The sequence below is a fragment of the Nocardioides alcanivorans genome, assembly GCF_021555175.1.
Classification (GTDB): Bacteria; Actinomycetota; Actinomycetes; order Propionibacteriales; family Nocardioidaceae; genus Nocardioides; species Nocardioides alcanivorans.
In genome coordinates this window covers 166,022-190,539 of the sequence record NZ_JAKGRW010000015.1, presented here as the reverse complement: position 1 = coordinate 190,539, position 24,518 = coordinate 166,022, and the positions used below count along the sequence as shown (strand labels likewise).

Annotated in this window: 25 protein-coding genes; 11 read left to right on the top strand and 14 right to left on the bottom strand. The window is 68.9% G+C overall.

The annotated features are described in order from the left end of the window. The 5 genes from L1066_RS09330 to L1066_RS09310 all read left to right on the top strand — a co-directional run. Window positions 1-635 (top strand): hypothetical protein (locus tag L1066_RS09330; RefSeq protein WP_235736071.1); only part of this gene is annotated, 635 nt, incomplete at its 5' end. A 95-nt stretch (window positions 636-730) separates the two neighbouring features. Next, window positions 731-1,699 (top strand): NAD(P)/FAD-dependent oxidoreductase, encoded by a 969-nt coding sequence (locus L1066_RS09325; RefSeq protein ID WP_235736070.1) that lies wholly within the window; start codon window positions 731-733, stop codon window positions 1,697-1,699. A gap of 109 nt (window positions 1,700-1,808) precedes the next feature. After that, window positions 1,809-2,003 carry a ferredoxin gene (locus L1066_RS09320; protein WP_235736069.1) on the top strand — a complete coding sequence of 65 codons (195 nt, stop codon included), beginning with the start codon at window positions 1,809-1,811 and terminating at the stop codon, window positions 2,001-2,003. An 8-nt stretch (window positions 2,004-2,011) separates the two neighbouring features. Beyond that, on the top strand, window positions 2,012-2,920 hold the full coding sequence (locus L1066_RS09315; RefSeq protein WP_235736068.1) for a 3-oxoacyl-ACP reductase: 909 nt from the start codon (window positions 2,012-2,014) through the stop codon (window positions 2,918-2,920). Between the two features lie 14 nt (window positions 2,921-2,934). Beyond that, window positions 2,935-3,690: a glucose 1-dehydrogenase gene (locus L1066_RS09310; RefSeq protein ID WP_235736067.1), complete on the top strand. Its 756-nt coding sequence runs from the start codon at window positions 2,935-2,937 to the stop codon at window positions 3,688-3,690. 86 nt (window positions 3,691-3,776) lie between these two features. Here L1066_RS09310 and L1066_RS09305 read toward each other — a convergent pair whose 3' ends face one another. Together L1066_RS09305 and L1066_RS09300 are read right to left on the bottom strand one after the other, a co-directional pair. Then, the gene (locus L1066_RS09305) at window positions 3,777-4,136 is read right to left on the bottom strand and encodes a hypothetical protein (protein ID WP_235736066.1); all 360 of its coding nucleotides are present in this window, start codon (window positions 4,134-4,136) and stop codon (window positions 3,777-3,779) included. Continuing rightward, window positions 4,136-4,378, bottom strand: coding sequence for a TetR family transcriptional regulator (locus L1066_RS09300; protein ID WP_235736065.1), 243 nt, complete (start codon window positions 4,376-4,378; stop codon window positions 4,136-4,138). Before L1066_RS09300 ends, L1066_RS09305 begins: the two co-directional genes overlap by 1 nt. A 192-nt stretch (window positions 4,379-4,570) precedes the next feature. Here L1066_RS09300 and L1066_RS09295 point away from each other — a divergent pair, with 192 nt between their 5' ends. Together L1066_RS09295 and L1066_RS09290 are read left to right on the top strand one after the other, a co-directional pair. Beyond that, window positions 4,571-5,854, top strand: a complete 1,284-nt coding sequence (locus tag L1066_RS09295) for a glycosyltransferase family 4 protein (protein WP_235736064.1) — start codon at window positions 4,571-4,573, stop codon at window positions 5,852-5,854. After that, window positions 5,841-6,590: a class I SAM-dependent methyltransferase gene (locus tag L1066_RS09290; protein WP_235736063.1), complete on the top strand. Its 750-nt coding sequence runs from the start codon at window positions 5,841-5,843 to the stop codon at window positions 6,588-6,590. Before L1066_RS09295 ends, L1066_RS09290 begins: the two co-directional genes overlap by 14 nt. A gap of 1,104 nt (window positions 6,591-7,694) precedes the next feature. On the opposite strand, the gene L1066_RS26560 is transcribed toward L1066_RS09290, so the two are convergent. Beyond that, window positions 7,695-7,967 (bottom strand): class I SAM-dependent methyltransferase, encoded by a 273-nt coding sequence (locus L1066_RS26560; RefSeq protein WP_283095342.1) that lies wholly within the window; start codon window positions 7,965-7,967, stop codon window positions 7,695-7,697. Beyond that, window positions 7,853-8,359, bottom strand: a complete 507-nt coding sequence (locus L1066_RS09280; protein ID WP_235736061.1) for a class I SAM-dependent methyltransferase — start codon at window positions 8,357-8,359, stop codon at window positions 7,853-7,855. The genes L1066_RS26560 and L1066_RS09280 overlap by 115 nt, the downstream gene beginning before the upstream one ends. A 48-nt stretch (window positions 8,360-8,407) precedes the next feature. Between L1066_RS09280 and L1066_RS09275 the strand changes: the two genes are divergently transcribed. Further along, window positions 8,408-10,525, top strand: a complete 2,118-nt coding sequence (locus tag L1066_RS09275) for an acyl-CoA dehydrogenase family protein (RefSeq protein ID WP_235736060.1) — start codon at window positions 8,408-8,410, stop codon at window positions 10,523-10,525. Here L1066_RS09275 and L1066_RS09270 read toward each other — a convergent pair whose 3' ends face one another. Beyond that, window positions 10,526-11,779, bottom strand: a complete 1,254-nt coding sequence (locus L1066_RS09270; RefSeq protein ID WP_235736059.1) for an alpha/beta hydrolase — start codon at window positions 11,777-11,779, stop codon at window positions 10,526-10,528. A gap of 83 nt (window positions 11,780-11,862) precedes the next feature. Here L1066_RS09270 and L1066_RS09265 point away from each other — a divergent pair, with 83 nt between their 5' ends. After that, window positions 11,863-13,251 (top strand): WS/DGAT/MGAT family O-acyltransferase, encoded by a 1,389-nt coding sequence (locus tag L1066_RS09265; protein ID WP_235736058.1) that lies wholly within the window; start codon window positions 11,863-11,865, stop codon window positions 13,249-13,251. 47 nt (window positions 13,252-13,298) lie between these two features. Here the strand turns inward: L1066_RS09265 and L1066_RS09260 are convergent, their stop codons facing one another. The 6 genes from L1066_RS09260 to L1066_RS27600 all read right to left on the bottom strand — a co-directional run bounded on the left by L1066_RS09260 (window position 13,299) and on the right by L1066_RS27600 (window position 20,985). Next, entirely contained in the window at window positions 13,299-14,069 is a 771-nt protein-coding gene (locus L1066_RS09260) for an alpha/beta fold hydrolase (RefSeq protein ID WP_235736057.1), read from the bottom strand. A gap of 191 nt (window positions 14,070-14,260) precedes the next feature. Continuing rightward, window positions 14,261-16,990 carry an SbcC/MukB-like Walker B domain-containing protein gene (locus L1066_RS09255; protein ID WP_235736056.1) on the bottom strand — a complete coding sequence of 910 codons (2,730 nt, stop codon included), beginning with the start codon at window positions 16,988-16,990 and terminating at the stop codon, window positions 14,261-14,263. Beyond that, window positions 16,987-17,310, bottom strand: a complete 324-nt coding sequence (locus L1066_RS09250; RefSeq protein ID WP_235736055.1) for an AAA family ATPase — start codon at window positions 17,308-17,310, stop codon at window positions 16,987-16,989. The genes L1066_RS09255 and L1066_RS09250 overlap by 4 nt, the downstream gene beginning before the upstream one ends. Then, window positions 17,310-18,470 carry an exonuclease SbcCD subunit D gene (locus L1066_RS09245; protein ID WP_235736054.1) on the bottom strand — a complete coding sequence of 387 codons (1,161 nt, stop codon included), beginning with the start codon at window positions 18,468-18,470 and terminating at the stop codon, window positions 17,310-17,312. The genes L1066_RS09250 and L1066_RS09245 overlap by 1 nt, the downstream gene beginning before the upstream one ends. A gap of 47 nt (window positions 18,471-18,517) precedes the next feature. Next, window positions 18,518-19,342, bottom strand: a complete 825-nt coding sequence (locus tag L1066_RS09240) for an ERAP1-like C-terminal domain-containing protein (protein ID WP_235736053.1) — start codon at window positions 19,340-19,342, stop codon at window positions 18,518-18,520. Then, window positions 19,282-20,985 (bottom strand): M1 family metallopeptidase, encoded by a 1,704-nt coding sequence (locus tag L1066_RS27600; protein ID WP_235736052.1) that lies wholly within the window; start codon window positions 20,983-20,985, stop codon window positions 19,282-19,284. The genes L1066_RS09240 and L1066_RS27600 overlap by 61 nt, the downstream gene beginning before the upstream one ends. A 70-nt stretch (window positions 20,986-21,055) precedes the next feature. On the opposite strand from L1066_RS27600, the gene L1066_RS09230 reads away from it, so the two are divergent. Beyond that, entirely contained in the window at window positions 21,056-21,934 is an 879-nt protein-coding gene (locus tag L1066_RS09230) for an SDR family NAD(P)-dependent oxidoreductase (RefSeq protein ID WP_235736051.1), read from the top strand. Between the two features lie 20 nt (window positions 21,935-21,954). On the opposite strand, the gene L1066_RS09225 is transcribed toward L1066_RS09230, so the two are convergent. Then, window positions 21,955-22,707, bottom strand: coding sequence for a peptidylprolyl isomerase (locus tag L1066_RS09225; protein ID WP_235736050.1), 753 nt, complete (start codon window positions 22,705-22,707; stop codon window positions 21,955-21,957). Between the two features lie 306 nt (window positions 22,708-23,013). Here L1066_RS09225 and L1066_RS09220 point away from each other — a divergent pair, with 306 nt between their 5' ends. After that, window positions 23,014-23,715 (top strand): alpha/beta hydrolase, encoded by a 702-nt coding sequence (locus L1066_RS09220; protein WP_283095349.1) that lies wholly within the window; start codon window positions 23,014-23,016, stop codon window positions 23,713-23,715. Here L1066_RS09220 and L1066_RS09215 read toward each other — a convergent pair. Further along, a complete protein-coding gene (locus L1066_RS09215) occupies window positions 23,706-24,209 on the bottom strand; it encodes a DnaJ family domain-containing protein (RefSeq protein ID WP_235736049.1) in 504 nt (167 codons plus the stop codon). The two genes, L1066_RS09220 and L1066_RS09215, sit on opposite strands and share 10 nt — an antisense overlap. Before the next feature lie 23 nt (window positions 24,210-24,232). Continuing rightward, window positions 24,233-24,514, bottom strand: a complete 282-nt coding sequence (locus L1066_RS09210) for a cupin domain-containing protein (protein ID WP_376707664.1) — start codon at window positions 24,512-24,514, stop codon at window positions 24,233-24,235. Between the last annotated feature and the right edge of the window lie 4 nt (window positions 24,515-24,518).

Below are 24,518 nucleotides of genomic sequence, written 5' to 3'. Positions count from 1 at the left end.
ACGACGCCGCCGCTGAGCCGGACGCCGCCGAGCCCGCCTCCTCTGCTCCCGGCATCCTGCAACGACCCCGCACCACGCGGATCCTGGCTGTGCTCGTCGGCGTGGCCGCCGTCGTGCTGGGCATCCTGGTCGTCCTCCAGTTCCAGGACGAGCCCGATCCCGGGCGCGCCGACGTCGCGATGTGGACGCCGGTGACGCGGGCCGGGGAGTTCACCTTGCCGAAGGAGGGGGAACTGCCCGTGGCGACGACGCCGCTGGAGTGGACGGCGGCCGTCGACGAGATCGCGCACAATGTCACCAAGATCCTCAGTTTCAACTACGAGACCATCGACACCCACGAGGAGTTGGCGGCCGAGCTGGTCACCGAGGACTTCCTGGTCAACGACCTGCGTCAGACCATCGCGGAGACGGCTCCGAAGCTGAAGGAGAACGAGGCCGAGTACGTCGTGACGGTTGCCGGACAGTCGGTCATCAGTGCGACCCCTACCCGAGTCCGGGCCCTGCTCTTCGTCAACCAGCTCGTCACCAAGGGGACGGGCAAGAACGCCGTCTCCGACAACTATCCATTGCGGCTCGACGTCGTGGGGGAGAAGGATGGCGACACCTGGCGGATCTCGTCGTTGCAGGCAGGCTGACCTCGGCCTGACCGTCGAAGGGCTCCACAACCGCCGGCTTCTGTGCCAAACTAGAACACGTTCCACAATCGTTGGTCGAAGAGTCAGGAGTTCACGTGGACGTCGAGTGTGATGTCGCGGTGATCGGTGGAGGTCCGACCGGTCTGTTCGCGACCTACTACGCAGGCTTCCGTGGACTCAAGGTCGCGGTCATCGACTCCCTGCCCGAGCTAGGCGGGCAGATCACCGCGATGTATCCGGAGAAGGCGATCCTCGACGTCGCCGGCTTTCCCACGATCAAGGGTCGCGAGCTCGTCGCCGGACTGGTCGCTCAGGCGCAGACCGCGGAGCCGACGTACCTCTTGGGGAGGACGGCGACCGGGCTCACCACCGGTGACGAAGGCGCGACACTCACACTTGACGACGGCACGGTGGTCAGCGCCCGCACCGTGCTGATCACGGCTGGCATCGGAAAGTTCTCGCCGCGGCCGCTTCCCGCGGCGGACGAATGGATCGGACGTGGCGTCGACTTCTTCGTTCCGGACTTCGAGCCCTACCGGGGGAAGGACGTCGTGATCGTCGGCGGTGGCGACAGCGCCTTCGACTGGGCGCAGCACCTTGAGCCGATCACGCGCAGCGTGACGCTGGTCCACCGCCGTGACGCGTTCCGGGCACACGAACGGACCGTGCAGGCGGTCAAGCAGTCGTCGGTCCGCATCATCACGAAGGCCCAGGTGACGGGTGTCAGCGGCGGTGACGGCGTCGAGAGCGTCGAGGTGACGATCGACGGCGATGACAAGCAGGTGCTGCCTGCCCAGCGGATCGTTGCCGCCCTCGGGTTCGTGGCCGATCTGAGCGCGCTCAAGGAGTGGGGACTCGAGCTCGACAAGCGTCATGTGGTGGTCGACTCCGCCATGCGCACCAACCTTCCTCGTGTCTTCGCAGCCGGCGACATCACCGAGTTCCCGGGCAAGGTCCGCCTGATCGCGGTCGGTTTCGGTGAAGCCGCGACAGCGGTCAACAACGCGGCCGTGGTCATCGACCCGTCCGCCCATGTGTTCCCGGGTCACTCCAGCGAGGGCTAGCCCGACAAGCCCTACCACTGATCGGGACCGCCGCTCGGCGGTTCCGACTCCACCACAGAGACTGGCCACGCCCATCGGGCTGGTCACCGAACCAGAGAGGTGCCTTGAGATGAAGGTGAGTGTGGACTTCGACCTGTGCGAATCCAACGCCTTGTGTGTGGCCATGGCTCCGGATGTCTTCGAGCTCGATGACGACGACTACCTGGTCATCTTGACCGAGGACGTCGTCGACGAGAACCGGGACCGGATCCAGCGCGCCGTGGCGGCCTGCCCGAAGTCAGCAATTTCCATCGTGGAGGACTGAGAACACCCATGTCAGAGCAGCAGTTGGACCTCGACGGCCGCGTCGCCGTCGTCACCGGATCCGGTCAGGGATTGGGCCGCGCGGAGGCACGTGCCCTCGCGACGGCAGGTGCCAGGATCGTCCTCAACGACCTTCCCGGCGCAGCCGACGAGGCTGCAGAGGAGCTTCGTGGGCTCGGTGCCGAGGTACGCATCGTCACCGGTGACGTGGGGGAGCGGGCAACCGCCGACGCCATGGTGAAGACGGCCGTCGACGAGTTCGGCTCGCTCGACATCGTGGTCAACAACGCCGGCATCACTCGCGACAAGATGCTCTTCAACATGAGCGATGAAGAGTTCGATCTCGTCCTCAAGGTCCACCTGCGTGGCCACTTCCTGCTGACCCGCAACGTTGCGGCGTACTGGAAGGACAAGGCCAAGGCGGGCGACGGCACCGTCTACGGACGCATCGTCAACACCTCGTCCGAGGCGTTCCTGACCGCGTCGCCCGGCCAGGCGAACTATGCCGCGGCCAAGAGCGGCATCACCGCACTCACCGTCTCCGCTGCCCGGGCGCTCTCGCGCTATGGCGTCACCGCCAACGCGATCTGCCCGCGGGCCCGCACCGCCATGACCGAGGCCGTCTTCGCGCCCGACGAGTCCGGCAAGACGATCGACCCGTACTCGCCCGAGCACGTCGCTCCGCTCGTCGCCTACTTGGCATCGCCTGCTGCGCAGGAGATCTCCGCGCAGGTGTTCGTCGTCTACGGCGGCATGGTCGCTCTCGTTGCCGCTCCGGTGGTCGAGCAGCGCTTCGACGCCTCCGGCGAGACGTGGGACCTCGGTGACCTCGCCAAGCAGGTCGGTGGCTACTTCGCCGATCGCGAGGACAAGGAGCGGACCTTCTCCGCCGACACGTTCATGAAGCTCACGGTCTGAAGACAGGAATCACAATGGCAAGACTCGCCGGCAAGGTCGCAATCGTCACCGGTGGTGCGCAGGGGCAGGGCGCGGAGATCGCCCGTCACTTCGTCAACGAAGGTGCGAAGGTGGTGATCGCCGACGTCGCCGACGACCTCGGCGCCGCCGTTGCCGAGGAACTCGGTGACGCGGCCGCCTTCGTCCACCACGACGTGAGCAACGAGGCCTCGTGGCAGACGGTGGTGGCGCGCACCACCGAGCTCTTCGGACCGGTCAGTGTGCTCGCCAACAACGCGGGCATCCTGCGCTTCGCCTCGGTCGAGGAGATGACGCAGGAGGAGTTCGAGCTGCTCTTCCGGGTCAACCAGCTCGGTTGCTTCCTGGGGATGAAGACCGTGGCCCCCGTGATGCGGGAGAACGGCGGCGGGTCCATCGTCAACGCCTCCTCGATCGAGGGCCTTGCCGGCATGCCGCACTGCGTGGGCTACACCGCCACCAAGTTCGCCATCCGGGGCATGACGAAGGCTGCTGCCGTGGAGCTCGGGCCGGCCGGGATCCGGGTCAACTCGGTCCATCCGGGCATGATCGACACACCGATGACCCGTCCGCACGGAGGTGACGCAGCGATGGAGTACGGCGCCTCGAAGGTGGCGCTCAAGCGGGTCGGCAACCCGCTCGACATCGCTCCGCTCTATGTCTACCTGGCCTCCGACGAGTCCGGCTTCGTCACCGGCGCGGAGATCGCCATCGACGGTGGCGCCACTGCCACCCACGTCTTCGGCGGCTGAGTCAGCCAAGAAGCTCCCGGACCGCACTGCGGTCCGGGAGCTTTCGCGCTCTCGCGAAGGAGCGCTGGTGCCACCTGGCGGCGGCGTCAGCGCAGCAGGAGATGAATGGCCACCGACATGTTGCGGCTGACGTCCTCGGCCGAGGTGCGACCGGTGACCCAGCCGACGAGGGCGGCGAGCCAGACGTCACCGATGACCCGTGCCAGCGCGACCTGCTCGTCGGTCGGTTGTCCGGCGGAGGTCGGATCCATGGCTTGGTTGAGGAGGCCGGTGAGCAACAGGCCGACCGCATGGATCTCCGTCGTCACCGTGGCATCCGCGAACATGAACGCCCGGGTGAGTGCCTCGGTGAGGTTCGGATCCTTCTGCATCATCTTGGTGTTGCGATTGAGCACGAAGAGAACCCGGTCCGCCGGCGTGTCGCCGGGGATTGCCTTGGCGTCCATCACCTGGGCAGCCTGCTCGAACTGAGTGTGCAGTGCTGAGACCAGCAGGTGGATCTTGGAGGGAAGTAGCGATACAGCGTGCCCAGCGCCACGTCTGCGCGTTCGGAGACGGCACGCATCTGCACCGCGTCGAATCCCCCTTCCGAGGCGAGCTCGGTGGTCGCGACGAGGATGCGACGACGACGCTCTCGCTGGGCAGTGGAGCCCAGCTCCTCGTTGGTGAGGGAGTTCATCGCATTCATGACTTTTCCTTGTCCGAGCCAGCTGTGACGGGCGTCACGTCACCGGTCGGCATGTGAGGGCGGCTGGCAGTGTTCCTACATCGCCAAGGCTAACGGCGATGGTCCATAATAGGAACACGTTTCAATTTGGGTGGTAGCTGGGCGGCGTGTCCCGGTGCTCACGATGAACCGGACTGAGAGAAGGAGTCGCTCGTGCGAATAGCGCTGCTGTCCTACCGGAGCAAGCCGCACTGCGGTGGCCAAGGGGTCTACATCCGGCACCTGAGCCGCGAGCTGGTGGCGCTCGGCCACGAGGTCGAGGTGTTCTCCGGTCAGCCGTATCCCGAGCTCGACGAGGGCGTGGGCCTCACCAAGGTGCCCAGTCTCGACCTCTACCGTGAGCCCGATCCCTTCCGGATCCCCAGGCCTCGCGAGTTCCGCGACCGCATCGACGTCGAGGAGTTCCTCACGATGTGTGTCGCCGGCTTCCCCGAGCCCAAGACGTTCAGCAGGCGGGTCGCGAAGATCCTCAAGGCCCGCCGCGACGACTTCGACGTGCTCCACGACAACCAGGTGCTCGGTACCGGCATGGTGGAGCTCATGGAGCAGTTCCCCCTCGTGACCACGCTGCACCACCCGATCACCTTCGACCGCAAGGTCGACCTCGAGGCAGCTCCCACTCTCCGCAAGAAGCTGACCCTGCGTCGGTGGTACGGATTCCTGCGCATGCAGGGCCGGGTCGCGCGGGCCGCGACGCGGGTGTTGACACCTTCGGAGTCCTCGGCACGCGACATCGTGGCCGACTTCGGTGTCGATCCCGCGGTGATCCAGGTGATCCCACTCGGCGTCGACGAAGTGTTCCAGCCTCCGACGAGGCCCCGCGTGCCCGGCAGGATCGTGGCGATGGCGAGCGCGGACGCGCCCATCAAGGGTGTTCACACGCTGCTCGAGGCCTTCGCCAAGCTGCGCACCGAACGCGAGCTTGAGCTCCTGATGGTCACGAAGCCCCAGGAAGGTGGTCGCACCGAGCAGCTCATCGAGAAGCTCGCGCTGGGCGACTCGGTCAGTTTCGTCAACGGCATCAGCGACGCCGAGCTCGTGGAGGTGATGGGCTCCGCGGAACTCGCCGTCGTGCCCTCGCTCTACGAAGGGTTCTCCCTCCCGACCGCCGAACTGATGGCCTGCGAGACGCCGCTCGTGGTCAGCCGCGCGGGCGCCATTCCGGAGGTCGTCGGTCCCGACGGCGAGTGTGCCGATCTCATCGAGCCCGGCAACGTCGAAGAGCTCCGCGCGACGATCGCTGCCCTGCTGGACGACCCCGAGCGCCGGGAGCGCATGGGCAAGGCCGGTCGCAAGCGGGCCCTGGAACGTTTCAGCTGGCGTGCCGTGGCCGAGACCGTGGCCGTCGCCTATGAAGAAGCCATCGCCGCCCACCCGAGCAACACCGGCAAGAGCACCGACCGAGAGGCACAGAGGAGCACCCATGCTGACCGTTGATTTCGACCGCTTGGGGCTGCGTCCCGGCGAGCGTGTGCTGGACATGGGCTGTGGCGCAGGACGTCACGCCTTCGAGATGTATCGCCGCGGGGCGGACGTCGTCGCGTTCGACATGGACGCCGACGAGCTCTCGAAGGTCCGCGATCTCTTCGTCGCGATGCGTGAGGCGGGCGAGGTGCCCGAAGGAGCCGAGGCCGACATCAAGGAGGGCGACGCGCTCCAGCTGCCCTTTGCGGACGGCGAGTTCGATCGGATCGTCTGCGCCGAGGTGCTGGAGCACATCGGCTCCGACATCCAAGCCATCAAGGAGCTCGTCCGGGTGCTCCGCCCCGGTGGCACCTTGGCGGTGTCGGTGCCCCGCTGGCTTCCCGAGGTCATCAACTGGAGGTTGTCGCCCGACTACCACAACGCCGAGGGTGGTCACATCCGGATCTACACCGACCACGAGCTCGTCGACAAGGTCACGAAGGCCGGGCGTGCCAATGACGGTACGCCGGGTGAGGCGATGGTCTTCGAAGGCAAGGACTACGTCCACGGGTTGCACGCGCCGTACTGGTGGATCAAGTGCGCGGTCGGTGTCGAGAACGACAACCACCCGCTGGCCAAGGCCTATCACAAGCTCCTGGTGTGGGAGATCATGAAGCAGCCGACGGCCCTCAAGCTCGCCGGGAAGGTGCTCGATCCGGTCATCGGCAAGAGCATGGTCCTGTACTTCCGGAAGCCGGAGGCTGCGTGAGCGCCCTTCCCGAGATCCCGCTCAGCCAGCTCCCGACGATCGACGGCCTGCTCAGCGCGCAGCAGGTGGCCGACACCGCTGCCGCGATCGCTGCCATGCAGGAGCCGTGCGGTGCGATTCCGTGGACCACGGGTGAGCACGTCGACATCTGGAACCACGTCGAGGCCGCCATGGCGATGCTGGTGGGCGGTCAGGTCGAGGCCGCGGAGCGCGCCTATGCCTGGGTGCCGACCATGCAGCGTCACGACGGTTCGTGGCCGATGAAGATCGTGGACGGGGTGGCCGCGGACGAGCGCGGCGAGTCCAACATGTCGGCCTACTTCGCAGTGGGAGTGTGGCACCACTGGCTGGTGCGCGGTGATCTCCAGTTCGTCCGGCAGTACTGGCCGTCGGTCCGTGCCGGACTGGACTTCGTCACCTCTCTCCAAGCGAGCTTCGGGGGATCCGCTGGACCCCGGTGGACGACTTCTGCCTGCTCACCGGCAGCTCGAGCATCTATCAGTCCCTCCGGGCGGGCGTTGCGTTGGCGGAGTTGCTGGGCGAGCCGCAACCGGACTGGGAGCTGGCAGGCGGTCGGCTGGGCCACGCCATCCGTGCGCACGCCGCCGAGTTCGCCGACAAGTCGACCTACTCGATGGACTGGTACTACCCGGTCCTGGGCGGCGCCGTCCGTGGCGATCGCGCCCATGCCTTGCTGGCGACCCGTTGGGACGACTTCGTCAAGCCGGGCCTGGGCATCCACTGCGTCGACACGAATCCGTGGATCACCGGCGCGGAGACCTGCGAGCTCGCCATGGCGCTGGACGCGATCGGCGAGCACGCGCGCGCCCGCGCCCTGGTCGCAGACATGCAGCACCTGCGTGAGAGTGACGGCCGCTACTGGACGGGATGGGTCTACGACGACCCGCGACGTCCGGCCCCGACCGACGAGCCGCGCGACGTCTACTGGCCGCACGAGCAGACGACCTACACCGCCGCGGCGGTGCTCCTGGCCGTGGATGCCCTGGGGAGACCTACGGCCACTCGAGCCCGGGATCGGGAATCATGCGCGGCACCTCCTTGGCGCCGCACTTCGCCGAGATCGCGCTCGAGTGCGACTGTCCCTCAGGCGACCGGGTCGCCGGCGGTTCCGCGCACTCGGCGTAGCACCCGCATCGAGCCCACCTGCTCCACGGGCTCGAAGTCGCCGGACTCCACGGCCCGCAACCACACGTGGTACGGCGCCTGTCCGCCGTCGGCCGGGTCCGGGAAGACATCATGGATCACCAGCTGGCCGCCAGCGGTGAGCCACGGCGCCCAGCCGGTGAAATCCGCTTGGGCCGGCTCCTCGCTGTGCCCGCCGTCGATGAACAGCCCTGCCAGGGGGTGCGCCACCATCGGCTCACCGTGGTCGACCTGCCGATCAGGGCGATCACCTGGTCCTCCAGACCAGCGCGGGCGATCGCCTTGCGGAAGAACGGCAGGGTGTCCATGAGCCCGAACTCCGGGTCGACGACGTCGGTGTCGTGGTGCTCCCAACCGGCTTGGTTCTCCTCCGAGCCCCGATGGTGGTCCACCGTGAAGACCGTGCCACCGACCTCGCGAGCTGCTCCGCCGAGATAGAGAGCTGACTTCCCGCAGTAGGTGCCCACCTCGAGGAAGGGGCCCTGCGGCAGCTGCCTGCGCGCCACGTTGTGAAGCAGTTCACCCTCGTCCTCCGGCATGAAGCCCTTGGTCGCGTGGATGTGTTCCAGCAAGTCGGACGGGACCACCTCGGAGTGAGCGCTCATGGCAGTATTGGAACACGTTCTAAACCCCCTGCCGAGGAGTCCCCCCAGGTGTCGATCGGAATCACGTCGGACCACGTCGAGCTCGCCTCCAGCCTGCGCAAGTGGGCCCAGTCGAGCGGATTCGTCGAGCAGATCCGCGCAGCGGAGAACGACGGGGCCCAGGCCTTCGACGCCGCGTGGACCGGCTGCCACGAGATGGGTCTGCCCGGCATCGTGGTGCCCGAGTCGCGCGGCGGCGGTGGCGGCGACGCCCTCGACGCAGCGGTGGTGCTGGAAGCGGCCGCGCACGGCCTGGTCCCGGGCGGTCTGTTGGGTGCCCAGGTCGTCGCCCAGCTGCTCGGCGACACCGACGCCGCACGCGACCTGGCGAACGGCAAGACACGTGTGGCGCTGGCGCCCAGCGGGTCCCTCGCGGTCGTCGGTGACCGCTTGACCGGGCGGCTTCCACTCGTCGTCGACCTGCCGGGCGCCACCCACGTGCTCGCCGGTTCGGCGCAGGCCTGGTACCTCCTGCCTGTCGAGGTCGTTCGGGGCTCAGCCGCAGTGGGCCCCGACCTCAGCCGGCGGTTCGGGTCCGCACAGGTGGATGTGTCGGTCGCTGACGCGGTCTCCGTTCCCGGAGTCTCGGCGGCGAAGGTCCGACACACCCTGGTCACCTTTGCAGCCGCGGAGGCCGCGGGCGTCGCACGCTGGTGTCTGGCGACGGCGGTCGACTACGCCAAGGTCCGCGAGCAGTTCGGTCGCCCGATCGGATCGTTCCAAGCGATCAAGCACCTCTGCTCGGAGATGCTCGAGACGTGCGAGGCCATCACTGCCGTCGCATGGGATGCTGCCTCGGCACTCGCTGCTGGTGACGAGGAGCAGTGGCACTTCGCCGCGGACGTTGCCGGCCAGGTTGCCTTCGACGGTGCGGTGAAGGTGGCCGAGGACTGCATCCAGGTGCTCGGAGGGATCGGCTTCACCTTCGAGCACGAGGCACACTTCTACCTCCGACGGGCCACGGCGCTGCGCCTCCTGGCCGGACGCGGCGCGACGTACGCCGCCAGCCTGGCTGGGCGCGCCGCCAGCGGGGTCCGGCGCAAGGTGGCCATCGACTTCGACGGAGCCGACGACGCCGTCCGCCCGAAGGTACGCGAAACCGTGGCGAGGATCGCGGCGGCAGCGGGCGATGCCCAGCGAGTGGCGCTCGTCGACTCCGGATACCTCGTCCCGCACTGGCCGGCTCCCTACGGTGCGGGTGCCAGCGCCGTGGAGCAGCTCGTGATCGACCAGGAGCTGGCGGCCGCAGGTGTCACGCGGCCCGATCTCAGGATCGCTGGTTGGGCCGTGCCCACCATCATCGCCCACGGGAGTGACGCCCAGCGTGACCGGTTCGTGCGGGCCAGCCTCCTGGAGGAAGTGGTCTGGTGCCAGCTCTTCTCGGAGCCGGGGGCGGGCTCAGACCTCGCGTCGCTGCGCATGAAGGCTGAGCGGGTGTCGGGCGGTTGGAGGTTGACCGGCCAGAAGGTGTGGAACTCACTCGCGCAGGAGGCGGACTTCGGCATCTGCCTGGCGCGCACGGACCCGGACGCCCCGCAGCACAAGGGCATCACCTACTTCCTCGTCGACATGCGCAGTGAGGGCATCGACGTGCGGCCGCTGCGTGAGATGACCGGCGACGAGCTCTTCAACGAGGTCTTCCTCGACAATGTCTTCGTGCCCGACGAGATGGTGGTCGGCGAGGTCAACGCGGGCTGGAAGCTGGCCCGGACGACGCTCGCAAATGAGCGGGTCGCGATGGCGGGTCACAAGCTGGGCACCTCCACCGAAGAGGCCGTGGCGTTGCTCGCCGCCGGAGGTGCGGCCGGCGCAGAGGCCGCTGTGGGCGAGCAGGTCGCCCTCGCCACCGTCGGCATGCTGCTCGGAGTGCGCAGCACCCTACGCTCCCTGGCCGGCCAGGGCCCCGGCGCGGAGTCGAGTGTCAGCAAGCTCCTCGGCGTGCGGGCCCGTCAGGAGTCGTCGGCGCTGCTGGTCGAGCTCCTGGGTGACGCCGTGCTCACGGGCGACTCGGAGACTGCTGGCGCGGTCCACGAGGCACTTCTGACCCGGTGCCTCTCGATCGCCGGAGGCACCACGCAGGTGCTGCGCAACGTCGTCGGCGAGCGGATCCTGGGTCTTCCGCGCTGATCAGGCCGTCACGTCGGCCTCGGGCACGGTCTCGGGCGACTTCCGCCACCGGTTCCAGTGCCAGGTCAGATAGCGATCGACCGCGCGCAGGACGTGTCCTCCCCTGATCGAGGGGAAGATGTCGAACGCGTGCTGGGTGCCGGGCAGTTCGGCGTACACGACGCTCCGCTCGGAGACATCGCGAAGCCGTTGGACGAACTGGCGGCCCTGCTCGACGGGCACCAGCGTGTCGTTGCTGCCATGGATCACGAAGAAGTCCGGGGCGTCCGGTGTGACCCGCAGGATCGGATCCGCTTCCTCGAACGCACGGGGATCGTCGCTCCACGTGGTCTGGAAGACCTTCGGGGCCAAGAACCTGTCTCGAACCAGCTCGCTGCCCTTCAGGCCCGTGGAGCCGGCGATGTCGTAGAAGCCGTAGTGGGGAACGGCCACCTGGATGGAGGTGTCGACCTCCTCGAAACCGGGCTGGAACTGTTCATCGTTGGGGGTCAGCGCTGCGAGGGCGGCCAGGTGGCCACCGGCGGATCCACCGGTGATCGCGAGATAGCGGGGGTCACCGCCGTGCTCGGCGATGTTCTCGCGGATCCAGGCGATGGCCCGCTTCACATCGATGATCTGCGCAGGGAACGGGTCGCGTGGAGCGAGTCGGTAGTTGATCGCCACGCAGACCCATCCGTGGCGTGCCATGTGTTGCATCAGGGGGATGGCCTGCTGCTCCTTGCGCCCGATGATCCATGCGCCGCCATGGACCTGGAGCAGCACCGGGGCGGGGCCGGACCTCGGCCCCACGGGCAGGTAGAGGTCGAGTTCGTTGCGCCGTCCGGCTGGTCCGAAGGCGATGTTGCGCACCACCTTGACCTCGCGGTCGCGCATGGCGAACGGGTTGACCAGCGTGCGCCAGGGGGTCGCGAGGTCAGCGGGTGAGGGAAGGGCATCGAGGTCCTCGACGTAGTCGGCGCCGATGGCGTCGACGAGCGATCCCTCCACTTGGTCCTGGGTCCTCATGCTCTGCCGGATGATGCTGGCCAGTCCGACGCCACTTGCCGCGGCCAAGGCGATCCCGAGCTTGCTCCACTTGCCGCGTACCAGTTGCGCTGCCGTGTCCGTGACCGTCAGCGCGAGCACGTGAGGAGCCAGCTCGCTGGTCAACCAGCCGGCAGCGAACGACGGGATGCCGGTACGGACCCCCTTGGCGGGGCGCAGGGCGTTGGCCGTGAGCGCCGCCGTGATGATTTGTCTACGCAAGTAACCCACGGGAATCAGCCTATCCACTCGTGACCAAGACGACTCACACCAAATCTAGAACATGTTCTAGATCAGGGCTTACCATACTCGGCATGGATCGCCTGAGCGGACTCGACGCAAGCTTCCTCTACCTGGAGACGCCGGAGCAGCTGATGCATGTCTGCGCCGTCCTGGTGCTCGACGTCGGCACGATGCCCGGTGGCTACAGCTTCGACTCGATGCGCGCCATCATCGACGAGCGCAGCCGTGACGTCGCCGTTTTCCGACGGAAGATCAAGAGGGTCCCGCTGCGCATCGACCACCCGGTCTGGGTGGAGGACGACCACTTCGACATCGACCGTCACGTGCACCGCATGGCCCTACCAGCCCCCGGCGGATACCAGGAATTGGTCGAGCTCGCCGGGCACCTCGCCGGCCAGCCGCTCGACCGAGGCCGGCCGCTGTGGCAGATGTATGTCATCGAAGGCTACGCCGACGGCAAGGTCGCGATCTTCACGAAGATGCACCACGCGACGGTCGACGGCGTCTCCGGCGCCAACTTGATCTCCCACCTGTGCAGCCTCGAGCCCGACGCTCCGCCGCTGGCGGTGGGGGACCGCAGCTTCCCGCGCAAGCCCGGTGACCTCGAGCTGATCGGGAGGTCCCTGCTCAGCTCCGTCGCCAAACCGGTCCTTGCCGCGAAGCTGCTCCAACCGTCGGCCCGGCTGGTCACGCGCACCGTCGGGCGGGCCCGGAGCGGGACGGCGATGGCGGCGCCCTTCACTGCACCTCGCACCTCGTTCAACGGCACCATCACCGGTCACCGCACCGTCGGTTACGCCGACATGTCGCTCGAGGACGTCAAGACGGTCAGGAAGGCGACGGGAAGCACGGTCAACGACGTGGTGCTGACGGTTGCCGGGGGCGCCCTGCGCAGCTATCTCGACGACCGACGGGAACTGCCCGAGACCACCCTGACCGCCACCGTGCCGGTCTCCGTGCGGGACCGGTCGGTGCGGGTCGAGGGTGCCAACAAGGTCTCGGCACTCTTCGCGAAGCTCGGCACGGACATCGACGATCCCATCGAACGTCTCGCGGCCATCAGTGAGGCGAACCGGCACGCCAAGGAGCACCACGACGCGATCGGCGCCGACACGTTGCAGGACTGGGCTCAGTTCGCGGCCCCGCGCACCTTCGGCCTCGCGATGCGGGCGTACGCCGGCCTCCGCCTGGCCGAGCGCCACCCCGTCGTCCACAACCTGGTGATCTCGAACGTTCCGGGTCCGCCCGTCTCCCTCTACTTCGGCGGGGCACGCATCGATGCGCTCTATCCGCTGGGCCCCGTCTTCCACGGAGCTGGGATCAACGTGACCGTGATGTCGCACGCGGGCGACATCAACGTCGGGGTCATGGCGTGCCGCGAGTCGATGCCCGACGTGGCCGACTTCGTGAACCGGTTCCCGCACGCGCTCGAGGCGTTGCGGAGTGCGGCGCTTCGCTGAGTCGCACTCCTTCTTCTGCGCGCCCTCGCAGTCACGTCTGGGCGCCCTCAACGGCGCATGGAGGCGCTCTCGGCTTGCTCTGCGCGGGCATGCACGGTGTGGAGGGCCTGGGCGAAAGCGGGTACGAATCGATCGGCCTGACGCACGACACATGCGTGGCCGGCACGGATCTCGTGCGTGGTCGCCCCGGGGATTCGACGAGCCATCGCGATCTGTCGTTCCGCAGGGAAGACCCGGTCCTCCAACGTGACGAGAACGGCGGTGGGCACGTCGATGCGACCCAGCCAGGGACGTGAGTGGTGACGGCCCAAGATGGCGACGGCCTGGGCCACGGCCACAGGTGAGGTCGACCGCATCTGCGCCAATGCCCAGTCGTGCAGGTCCAGCGGCTCCGCCACTGGTTCGGTCACCGGGTCGGACGCGGCAGCAACCGGTGCGCCGGCCCGGACGCGGAGCCCCCGCATCGTCAGCCCCGTGGCGTGGTGGAAGACCCGCTCCCGCACGGTGGTCATGAAATGGTCCGTGGTCGCTGCGAGCACCAGCCCGCGGACTCGGCCGGGATGCTGGCGCCACACCCGCTGGGCCACGATGCCGCCCATGGAATAGCCCGCGACGACGGCCCGGTCGATCGAGAGCGCGTCGAGGAGCGCGGCCACGTCATCGGCGCAGTCGGGGATCCGGAAGCCCTGGTCGCGGATGCCGCGGCCGTGGCAACGCTGGTCGAGGGTCACCACCCGGTAACGCTCGGTGAGGGTCGCGATGGAGGGATACCACGTCAGCAGCCCGGTGGTCGCCAAGGCGTGGAGCAGGACGACCACCGGTGCGTCGTCCTCGGGTCCGGGGAGTCAGTCACCCAGGTGGCGCCACCGCGGCCCGGGAGATCGATCATCCGGCCAGTGGGGATCTCCGCCTGGGGCAGCGGTACCGCGCGGCGAACCACATCCATCACAGGCATCCGGATCTCCGATCACAGCGTGGCTGAACGGGCACAGGCTACACAGGGTGGGGCTCAGCCGGTGGCACCCAACCCGGCACCGTGCCGGACGCCCAGCTGTGATCCTTCCTGCGACTTGGTGACCACCAGCTGGACGGGGATCCGAGCGCGCATCTCGGCAACGTGGCTCACGACGCCCACGACCCGGCCGCCCTCCCGCAGCTCGTCGAGCGTGTCGAGGACCTTGTCGAGCGACTCGGCGTCGAGGGACCCGAACCCTTCGTCGACGAAGAGCGTGTCGAGGGAGGTGCCACCGGACTCAGCCGTGACGACGTCGGCGAGCCCCAGCGCCAACGCGAGGGACACGATGAAGGTCTCTCCTCCGCTGAGGGTGGCCGGTTCGCGTTGCTCACCACTCCAGTCGTCGCGCACGGCGAGGCTCAATCCACCGCGTGTCTCCTTGGTGCCGCGCCGATCGGTGTGCACCAACGTGTAGCGACCACTCATGCGGGCCAGGCGCTCGTTCGCGGCTGCGACGACCTGCCCCAGGCGCCAGGCCAGCACATAACCGGACAGACGCATGCGAAGGGCATTGTCGACGGACTTGCCTTCGAGGAAGCCGGCGAGATCTGACGTCGTGCGGTGGGCCTCCCTGACAGGTTGCCAAGCGGCGAGTGCACGACCGAGCGACGCCCCGAGCAGCCCGAGCCGCTCCGTCAGGCGTTGGGCGCGCGCTGCCTGGCCCTGCGCTGCGGCGAGGCTGCTCCGAGCCGCGGTCAGCTCAGCCGTGGCGGCGGCGACGTCGAGTGGTTCCGCCTCGAGTGCGCTGCGCACCTGCTCATCGTCGAGCGTCGCCTTCGCCAAGGTCTCGCGGCGCTCCTCGTCGCCCACCTGGTCGAGGAGCTGCTGGAGCTCTTGATCGGTGAGGACCGCGGCCGCCACCTCTTCTGCCGCACCGAAGGAGGAGCCGGCCAAGCGAGCGTCGAACTCCCGCCTGGTCACGGTTGCGGCTCCCTCCGCAGCGCGAAGCGAGCTCGTCGCCGTCGCGAGCTCGTCCAACGCCTCCCGAGCGCGCTCGAGGGCCTCGGCCACCTGCTCGAGGTCGTCGAGCGCGTAGCCCGCGAGCACCTCGGCGATGCGAGCCTCGGCCTGGGCAATCTGCTCGTGCGTCGCCTCGAGCCGGGTCTGGGCGCGGGCAAGCGTGTCGGCCAGCTGCCCAACCTCTCGAGATGCCTCCACCTGCTCGCGGCCCAGCCTCGTGAGCTCGCCTGCAATGCGAGGGAGGTCGGCAGCGGCCTTGCCGGCTTCGTCCAGGTCGCGGGTCAGGGTGGCGATATCTGCCGCCAGTGACTCCTCGTCGTGTTCGCCCACCATCGCGCGGAGCCCGGCGACCTCCTCGGCGAGGGTGCGTTCCTCATCATGGGCGCGAGTGAGCTCGAACTCGATGTCGGTCAGGCGGCTGCGCGCGGACTTCTCGTCCGCAGCCGTGACGGTGCCAGGCTGGCGAGCAGCGGGAGCTGGATGCTCAGGTGATCCGCACACCGGGCATTCGCAACCAGCAGCGAGGGCGCTGGCCAGTTCGGCCGCCATCCCACTGATCCGCGCCTCCCGGAGGTCGAGCCAGTGCTCGCGAGCCTCCTGGACTCGCTCCCGGACCCGGGCAACCGCCTCCTGCGCCCGGACGAGCTGCGTGCTCCGGCGCTGCCACCTGATGAAGGTCTCACGTGCCTGCTCGGCGTCCGCGAGACGGGTGCGGACGAGCTCCTCCTGCTCGGCTGCCTTCTCGGCGCGGAGGCGTGCGGCCTCCCACACCTCCTGCTGGGCGGGGAGGCCCTCGAGGTGCTGGGCGAACGCCGTACGTCGCTCGGCGGCGTCCTCGATCTCGGCGCGGAGGGACTCCTGCTGGGCGACGGCCAGCCGTCGTTGGTGAGCCAGCGGCACGACGGAGCCGAGCTGTGTCCGTGCGTCGTCGAGGAGCACTCGCAGCGGATCGGCGAGTGTCTCGTCGACGGGGCCGGCACTCGGCCACCACGTGGCGCCGATGGTCTCGCCCGCTGAGGTGAGGGCGGTCGATGCGCGGAGCACCCGCTCCCGTGCCCTGCCGAGTGCCTCCTCCTGTTGGTTGAGGAGGCGGTGGAGCGGCATCAGCGGTGCCGCTTCGCGGGAGGCGGCCACGCGCTGCTTCGACTCCTGGCGGGCCGTGGCCCGGCGCGCCAGTGCCTCCAACTCGTCGTGGGCCGCAGTGCCGCGCTGGCGCAGGGAGTCCTGGACCTGGCTCTTGGCCAACAGCTCGCGAGCGGTCTCCTCGCGTGCGCGTGCGCGCTCGAGGTGCCGGGTCTCCGAGGCCAGGTGGTGTTCGGCGGCCTTGGTCAGGTCAGCGAGCCAGCTGCCGGCCAGCGGACCGGTGGTGGGATCGATCTCCCCGTCGGCGATGGGGTGCAGGGGCGCCTCAGGAAGGTCCTGGACGGACTCCGTGATCCGACTGACGACGTCGCGCACCACATCCGCGTGCTGCTGTGAGGTGCGTCCGGCCTCCCGCGCCGCCTCGCGCACCCAGCGCTCGATCTCCTCGAAGCGCGACGTGGCGAAGAGTTGCTGGAGCAGCCTGTGCCGCTCGTCGGAGCCAGCACGCAGGAATCCCTGGAACTCGCCTTGGGGCAGAAGCGCCACTTGGCAGAACTGGGTCATCGTCATGCCGAGCAGTCCCGAGACGAGATGACCCGTCTCGTCGGCGCGAGTGGAGAGACCCTGCCACTGCCCGTCGACCCGTTCCTCGCAGAGCACCTTGGTCTGCTCGGTCGTCATACCGGTGCCCCGTCGTTTGGGGCGCTGCCAGGCGGGGAACGGGTGAACCGGAACCGGCGGGAGGACAGGGTCACCTCCAGACGCACCCGGGGAGCGGTCTCGGCGGGAGCCGTGTCGGAGCGCAACCGCTTCGCGTCGCCGCGGACGCCGGGGACGGCGCCGTAGAGCGCGAAGCAGATGGCATCGAGCACGGAGGTCTTCCCCGCGCCTGTCTGACCCGTGAGCAGGAACAAACCGGAGGCAGAGAGGTCATCGAAGTCGACTGTGACAGTCCCGGGAAAGGGACCGAAGGCCTGGATCTCGAGATGGTGCAGGCGCATCAGGAGATCACCTGGTCGAGGTCACGGTCGGGGCAGCACGCATCGCAGGCATCGCGCAGCAGTGCCGACTCCACTTCGCTGGCACCCTGGCCGCGGACCTCGCGGAGGAAGTCGAGGGCGATGTCGTGGTCGCTGCGTCGGACGTCGGGGCGCCGGGTGAGGGACTCCGTCGAGACCTCGGGCGGGGCGAAGCCGAGCTGCAGCACGTGGGGGAACCGCTGCCGCAACTGCTCCATCGCGCGCAGGGGGCGGACCGGATCGGTGAGGCTCACCTGGAGCCACGCAGACTCAAGGTCGGCGTGGTCAGGGAGACGAGCAGCTCGGCCAGCGTCCCGCTGATCTGGGCGAGCCGCCGAGGCACCGGCGCATCGACGAACTCCGCTGCGGCGAAGCCGCTCGCATCGAGGTCGACGAGCCAGGAACCCTTGCGGTGCCTGGTCTCCGAGAACGAGTAGGCGAGCGGCGAGCCGGAGTAACGGACCCGCTCGGACAGCGTGTGGCGTCCGTGGAGGTGGCCCAACGCGACGTAGTCGATGCCGTCGAAGAGAGGTCGGCACCCGGCTGACCCCACCGACGCTGATGTCGCGCTCGGAGTCACTCGCCTCGACGGGCGCGTCGCCGGAGACGAAGGCGTGGGCGAGGACGACCGAGCGAACACCGGGACGAGACGAGAGATCGGTGCGGATGCGCCGCATCGCCTCGCCGAGCACCGCAGCGTGGCCGCGGCTCTCGAGGTCCCAGTGCTCACGCAGGAGATCGGGGTCGAGATAGGGGATGCCGTGGACGGCCACCGGACCGTGGGCGTCGTCGACGAGGACCGGCTCGCCGACCCGGCTGGCCCGGGTGCGGATGTGCACGCCTGCGGAGTCGATCAGGTCGTCGGCGAAGCCCAGGCGGTGCGCGGAGTCGTGGTTGCCGCTGGTGACCACCACCCGGGCCCGCGAGGCGGCAAGGCGGGCGAACGTGTCGGAAGCGAGCTTGATGGCATCGACGGGCGGCAACGCCCGGTCGTAGACGTCACCGGCGACCGCCACCAGGTCAACACCTTCGTCGTCGACGACCTCGAGCAGGTGGTCCAGGAACCGTGCCTGGTGCTCGAGCATGTCGACACCGTGGAACGAACGGCCCAGGTGCCAGTCGGAGGTGTGGAGGATGCGCACGTTCCGAACCTAGGACAAGGTCCCGACACATTCGCGAACGCACGCCGTCAGGACGGCCGTGACCAGCGTTGCACCACCTTGATGTTGCGTGCCAGGAGGTCGGCGGCGTCGACGAGGCGGCGACGTACGGTCGCGTCGAGCGAGGAATCAGCAGCATGGTGCCGGGCCCGGTCGAGCACCTCCGGTGCGAGTGCCGTCCGCGGGAAGAACTCCGTCACCACGTCGCCGAGGACCCACCCCTGGTGGACACCCGGCAGGAGGTGGAGGGCATCGAAGTAGCGTTCCACGTAGCCGTGGGTGAGGTGCTCCTGGCCGGTCTGCCACAGGCCCTGCCCGATCGCCTCGAGCTCGTAGTTGCTTGCCGACGCCTCTCCCAGGAACCGGCGCCATGCCCAGGCCTTGGCCTCCGGCGCGGGTCGAGCCGCGAGGGCGCGGACGTGGTCCACGGACGCCTGGATCCCCGGCGAGAGCGCGAGCTGGTCGTCGAGCTCGTCCACGGACACGGCGCCCAGCTTCGCCAGCCGCACCAGCAACCGCCACCGCAGGTCGCTGTCGAGCGCGACACCGCCGGGCCCGTCGCCGGCCAGCCACTGCCGAAGGAGCACGGGTTCGGACGCAGTGGCGACCGCTCCCTGGAAGGCAGCCAGTTGCAGTCCTGAACCCGACTCCGCGGACTCGGCGCGATCCAGCAGCACCGAGTGCAGACGGGCCGCGGCGTCGTCGCGGGCGGGATGGAGCGGCAGCATTCGGCTGCCGAGCCAGATCACCAGGCTGCGCAGGGCATAGTCGACCTGCTCCGTGCGGATCGTGGTCAGCGCGAGCTCGGTCGCCGCGGCAGGGTCGATGTCGGCGTCGTGCCACCCGCTGCGCACGCCGTTCCACGCAGCGGCGCGGATCGTGGGGTCGGCCGCCTCCGTGATGGCCCGGGGAGGAGTCCGAGCGTCGTGGGGTCGACGGAGGTCAGTGCCCAGGTCTCCTCGCGGGGATCCACCACCACCGCTTCGTCGGGTGCTGCGTCGAGCGGGACTCGGTCTGCATCGACCATGACGGGTGCCACGGTCCACGACGGCTCGCCAGGACTCCAGCGGGCCACGGAGGTGCGGTGGTCGCGATCAGCGGGCTCACTCTCCGGTGCTCGACGCACCAGCACCCCGGTGGTGCGGTCCAGGGTCAGGGAGTCGAGCCCCGAGGTCAGGAGCCAGCTGTCGCGGAAGCCGGCAAGGTCCCCAGCCCCGGCTCGCTCCCACGACGCGATGAGGTCGTGCATCGTGGCGTTGCCGAAACGGTGGCGCTCGAAGTGGTCGATGACACCGGAGAAGAAGACATCGTCGCCCAGGCGGGCGTTGAGCTGCTTCAGGATGCTCGATCCCTTGGCATAGGAGATGCCGTCGAAGTCCTGCAGCGCCGCGGTCGCGTCCACGGCGCCGTTGCCCGCGACCGGATGGGTCGACGGAGCCCGGTCGGCAACCAGTCCCCACTGCCTCCGGGTCCAGGCGAGCTGGTCCCACGCGTCGGCGTACTCGGTGGCCGTCGCGGTGACCCGGTTGCCCATGTACTCGGCGAACGACTCGTTGAGCCACAGGTCGTCCCACCACACCGGCGTGACGATGTTGCCGAACCACTGGTGCGCCATCTCGTGGGCGATGGTCGTGGCCCGTTGGATCCGCTCCCCGCGGGTGACCTTGCTGGTGAAGATCATCGGGTCACGGAAGGTCACGCAGCCCGGGTTCTCCATCGCGCCCGCGTTGAACTCCGGCACGAACGCCTGGTGGTAGTTGCCGAAGGGGTAGCGGATGCCGAACAGCCGGTGGAACTCGTCGAAGCACTGCTCCGTGAGGCGGAAGAGCTCCGGCACGTCGGCGTCGAGGTGCTCGGCGATCGAGGCCCGGCAGCTCAACGACAAGGGGATGCCGTCGTGCTCGGAGCGCACCACGTGCCACGGGCCGGCGACGAGCGTGACGAAGTAGGTCGACAGTGGCTGGCTGGTCTCGAACTCCCACGATCCAGGCTCGACCTCCAGTCCGGGTGCGTTGCCGAAGACGGTCCAGTCCTCGGGCGCCCGGACGTGGAAGGTCCACGGCGCCTTGAGGTCGGGCTGGTCGAAGCAAGCGGCAATGCTGGGAGCGGCATCCATGAACGACATGCCGTAGACGTATGCCTTCCCGTCGGCCGGGTCGACGGAGCGGTGCAGGCCCTCCCCGTCGTTGCGGAAGGCCATGACGGCCTCGACGACCAGCTCGTTGTCGCCCACGGACGTCTGCAGGGGCAGCCGGCCACGGTCGAGGAGGGTGGGGTCGACGGGGGCGCCGTTGAGGTGCACCCGGCGCAGCTGCTCGGGCTTCACGTCCAGGAACGTCGGCCCTCCGCGGCTGGTGAAGGTGATCCGGGTGAGCGAGTCGAACGTCGCCTCGCGGGTCAGGTCGAGCGTGACGTCGTAGCCGGTGACGTCCAGCAGTTCCGAGCGTTCCTGCGCCTCGACGAGTTTGAGCGACTGCTGTCCCTGCGTGCTGGTCATTGCGCAAGACTAGGACGTGTGTCTGGGATGATCGAGGCATGACGGACCACCACTGCCCGGCGACGAACTGATGCGCCCGTCGTACGTCGGCCAGGAGGGTCGCCGCTTCATCGTCACCGGCGGCAGCACGGGGATCGGACTCGAGATGTGCCGGGCGCTCGCCACAGCCGGCGCCGACGTGGTCATGGCGGTGCGCAACCTCGAGCGGGGGCACGCGTCCGCGGAGCGGATCCGGCGCACGGGAGCGCCGGGAAGGGTGGACGTACGCCGCATCGACGTGAGTGACCTGAGCAGCGTTCGCACTTTTGCCGACCAGATCGATCGGGTCGACGTGCTGATCAACAACGCCGGCATCCTCGGAGTGCCCTTCGCACGGAGCGTGGACGGCCACGAGATGCAGTTCGCCACCAACTACCTGGGCCATTTCGCCCTCAGCAACCTGCTGCTGCCGGTGCTCCGCGACCGGGTGGTCATGGTCGGTTCGTTCGCCCACCACCACGGCAGGTTGCCGCTCGACGACCTCGACTTCGACCGCCGCGGCTACCAGGGCTATCTCGGCTATGCGCAGTCGAAGGTGGCCCAGGTGAGCTTCATCGGCGAGTTGCACCGGCGACTCCGGGCCTCGGGATCCTTGCTGCGTTCGGTCGGGGGACACCCCGGCTTCAGCGCCACCGCGATCACCGTCAGCACGGGCCACAAGCTCTTCACGCCGGTGGCGCGACTGGGCAACGTGGTCGCGGGCATGAAGCCTTGGCAAGGTGCCCTTCCGCTGCTCGTCGCCGCGACGGCCGACGTACCCTCCAACTCCTACCTGGGACCCAACGGCCCGCTGGAGCTGCTCGGAAGTCCGAAACTCGTGGGGCGCTCGCGGGTGGCGAGCGACCCACGAGTCGGTCGTGAGCTGTGGGACCACTCCGAGAGGATCACCGGGGTGCGGTTCCCCGGCTGATCCTCACCGGTTCGGCTGGGTCAGGAGACGGTGACCTTGGTGATGTCCACCGCGATGTTGGGCTTGCCGCCGCCGGCCGGGTGGCTGCCGTCGTCGCCACCTTCGGCGACCTTGCGGAGGGCCTTGAGGCCCTCCTCGTCCACCGTGCCGAACGCGGTGTAGGCCGGGTTGAGCTGGGTGTCCTCGATGCAGATGAAGAACTGCGAGCCACCTGAATTGGGAGCGCCCGTGTTGGCCATCGCAAGGGTTCCCGCGGGGTAGGTCTCGTCAGCCGTGTACTCGTCGGGCACGGTGTAGCCCGGACCCCCGGTGCCGGTGCCCGTCGGGTCACCGCACTGCAACAGCACGAAGCCCGGGTTGGTGGCGAGGCGCGGGCACGGGGTGTCGTCGTAGAAGCCCTGTTCGGTCAGTGACACGAAGGAGTTGACCGTGCAGGGTGCGTGCCCGCCGTCAAGGGTGATCGGCAGTTCGCCAGCCGTGGTGCTGATGGTCGCCTTCACGTCGCCGGAATACTTCGGCTCCGCCGGAGGTGCGTCCACCTCACGTGACGCCGGCTGGGTGTCGGTCGCGTAGTCACAGCTGCCCGCGGCAGCGTCCGGCTCGCCCTCCGACCCTGTGGCCGGATCGGTCTCCGGCGTGGTGTCGGCGCCTTCGGTGGCAACGGTCGAACTCGACTTCTCGTCCGGCGAGCCGGCGTCGTCGGAATCGTCGCCGCAGGCGGCAAGGGTGAGCAGGGAGAGGGCCATCGCGGCCAGTGCGGTTCGCTTGAGCATGGCCCGAGATTAGCGGCGAGACCTGAGAGGACCCTTGGCGACCTGCCACAATCCACACGTGTCCCGTCTCGCCCGATCCCTCCTGCGGAGGTGCTGCGTGCTGCTCTCGAAGGCGCTGGTGCGCCTGCGGGGTGGTCGCTGGGCGCCGCCCGGGCTGATGCTGCGGGTGCTGCGCATCGCGTTCGTGGGCCGGCGGCCGGTGTGGCAACCGGTCCTCGGGGGCCTCGCGCTGCCGGGACGGCAGGGCAGGTCGTACGACGTCGACGAGGTCGGCCGTGACGACGTGGCGCCCCGCCTCGTGATCGTCTGGCTCCACGGAGGGGTTGGTTCTTCGGTGGACGCGGGATCGCGACGCCGTACCTGGAACGCCTCTGCGGTGACGGCGTCGTTGCTCTGTCCATGGACTATCCGCTCGCTCCGGAAGCCCGCCATCCGGAGCCGCTGCACGTGCTTGCGGACGGAGTGGCAGGCGTGCTGGAGGCGGCCGGGCTCGCTGGTGTGCCGGTCGTCCTGGCCGGTGACTCCGCCGGTGCTGGCCTGGCTGTCGCGCTGGCGCGACTGACGGGCGAGGAGCAGTACGCCGCGGCGGTGGGGGTGCGACCACCGCTGCCGCGGGAGCAGATTGCCGGGGTGCTGCTCTGCTGCGGGGTCTTCAGCCCCCGTGGGACGCAGCAGGCGGACCGGTGGTCCGCGGAGATCCTCGCCTCCTCGGCGTGGGCGTTGTCGGGGGAGCGGAAGTGGCAGCTGTCTGCCTTCGCGGAACACCTGGATGCGGTGCGCGGGACGGCGTCACCGTTGCCACCCACCCTGCTGGTGTCGGCCTCGGGGGACCCGCTGCACGCCAACCAGAGCGTGCCGTTCGCCGCCGCCCTCACGCGCCTCGGGAGCCCGGTGGAGATGTGGGTGAGTGACGACCCGGGTGCAGGACACGAGTTCCAGTTCGACCTGCCGACGGCGGCAGCCGTCGACGCGCTGGAGCGGGTGCGCGGCTTCCTGCGTCAGCTCTGACGGCGGCGTTGCCACCAGCGTCGTGGCGCGGGACCAGCGGGGCGGTGGAGGCGGAGACGCTCGGCTCGCCGTCGTAGCCATCGCGTCACCTCCTCCTCGACGTCGCGGGTCGGAGTGATCACCGGTGGCCCGCCGTCGAGTTGTCGTCGGGCTTCGACGACCCGCCTGTTGAAGTCGTCCAACGCCTCGCGTACCTCGCGCTCCGTGGCGAGGCGGTCGAGGGTGTCGTCGAGCTCGCCGTGCTCCTTGCGCAGGGCCAGGGCCGGGGGCAGGACGCCGGTGATCTGTTCCCGCTCGATGAGCTTCTTCAACCACCAGTCGGGATCGTGGCCGCGGTCGACGTCGAGGTCGGGAATCGGCTTGCCGGCACCGGGCAGGTCGTCGAAGTCGCCGCGCTGGATGGCGCGTTGCAGTTGCAGGTCGACCCACCGGGTCTGGTCAGCGATGCGGCGCGCCGGTGCGTCGGCGGCTGGGCGAGGGTCGTCGTCGGGCATGGTGACCACCTCCGTCACCGAGTTTACCGACCGCGCCGACCCCGGACCTTCAGGTGCGCGCGCTCACCCTGGGTGCCGAACAACGTCAGAACCTCGACGGGCTCGTCACCGGCGGGACCGAACCAGTGCGGGACCCTGGTGTCGAACTCCGCTGCTTCACCCGGGGTGAGCACGAGGTCCTGGTCACCGAGCAGGAGCCGTAGCCGGCCGTCGAGCACATACAGCCACTCGTAGCCTTCGTGGACCTTCTGCTCCTTGGGCGAACGCTGGTGTTGGGGGAGTCGGGCGCCAGCACGATCTTCCAGGCCT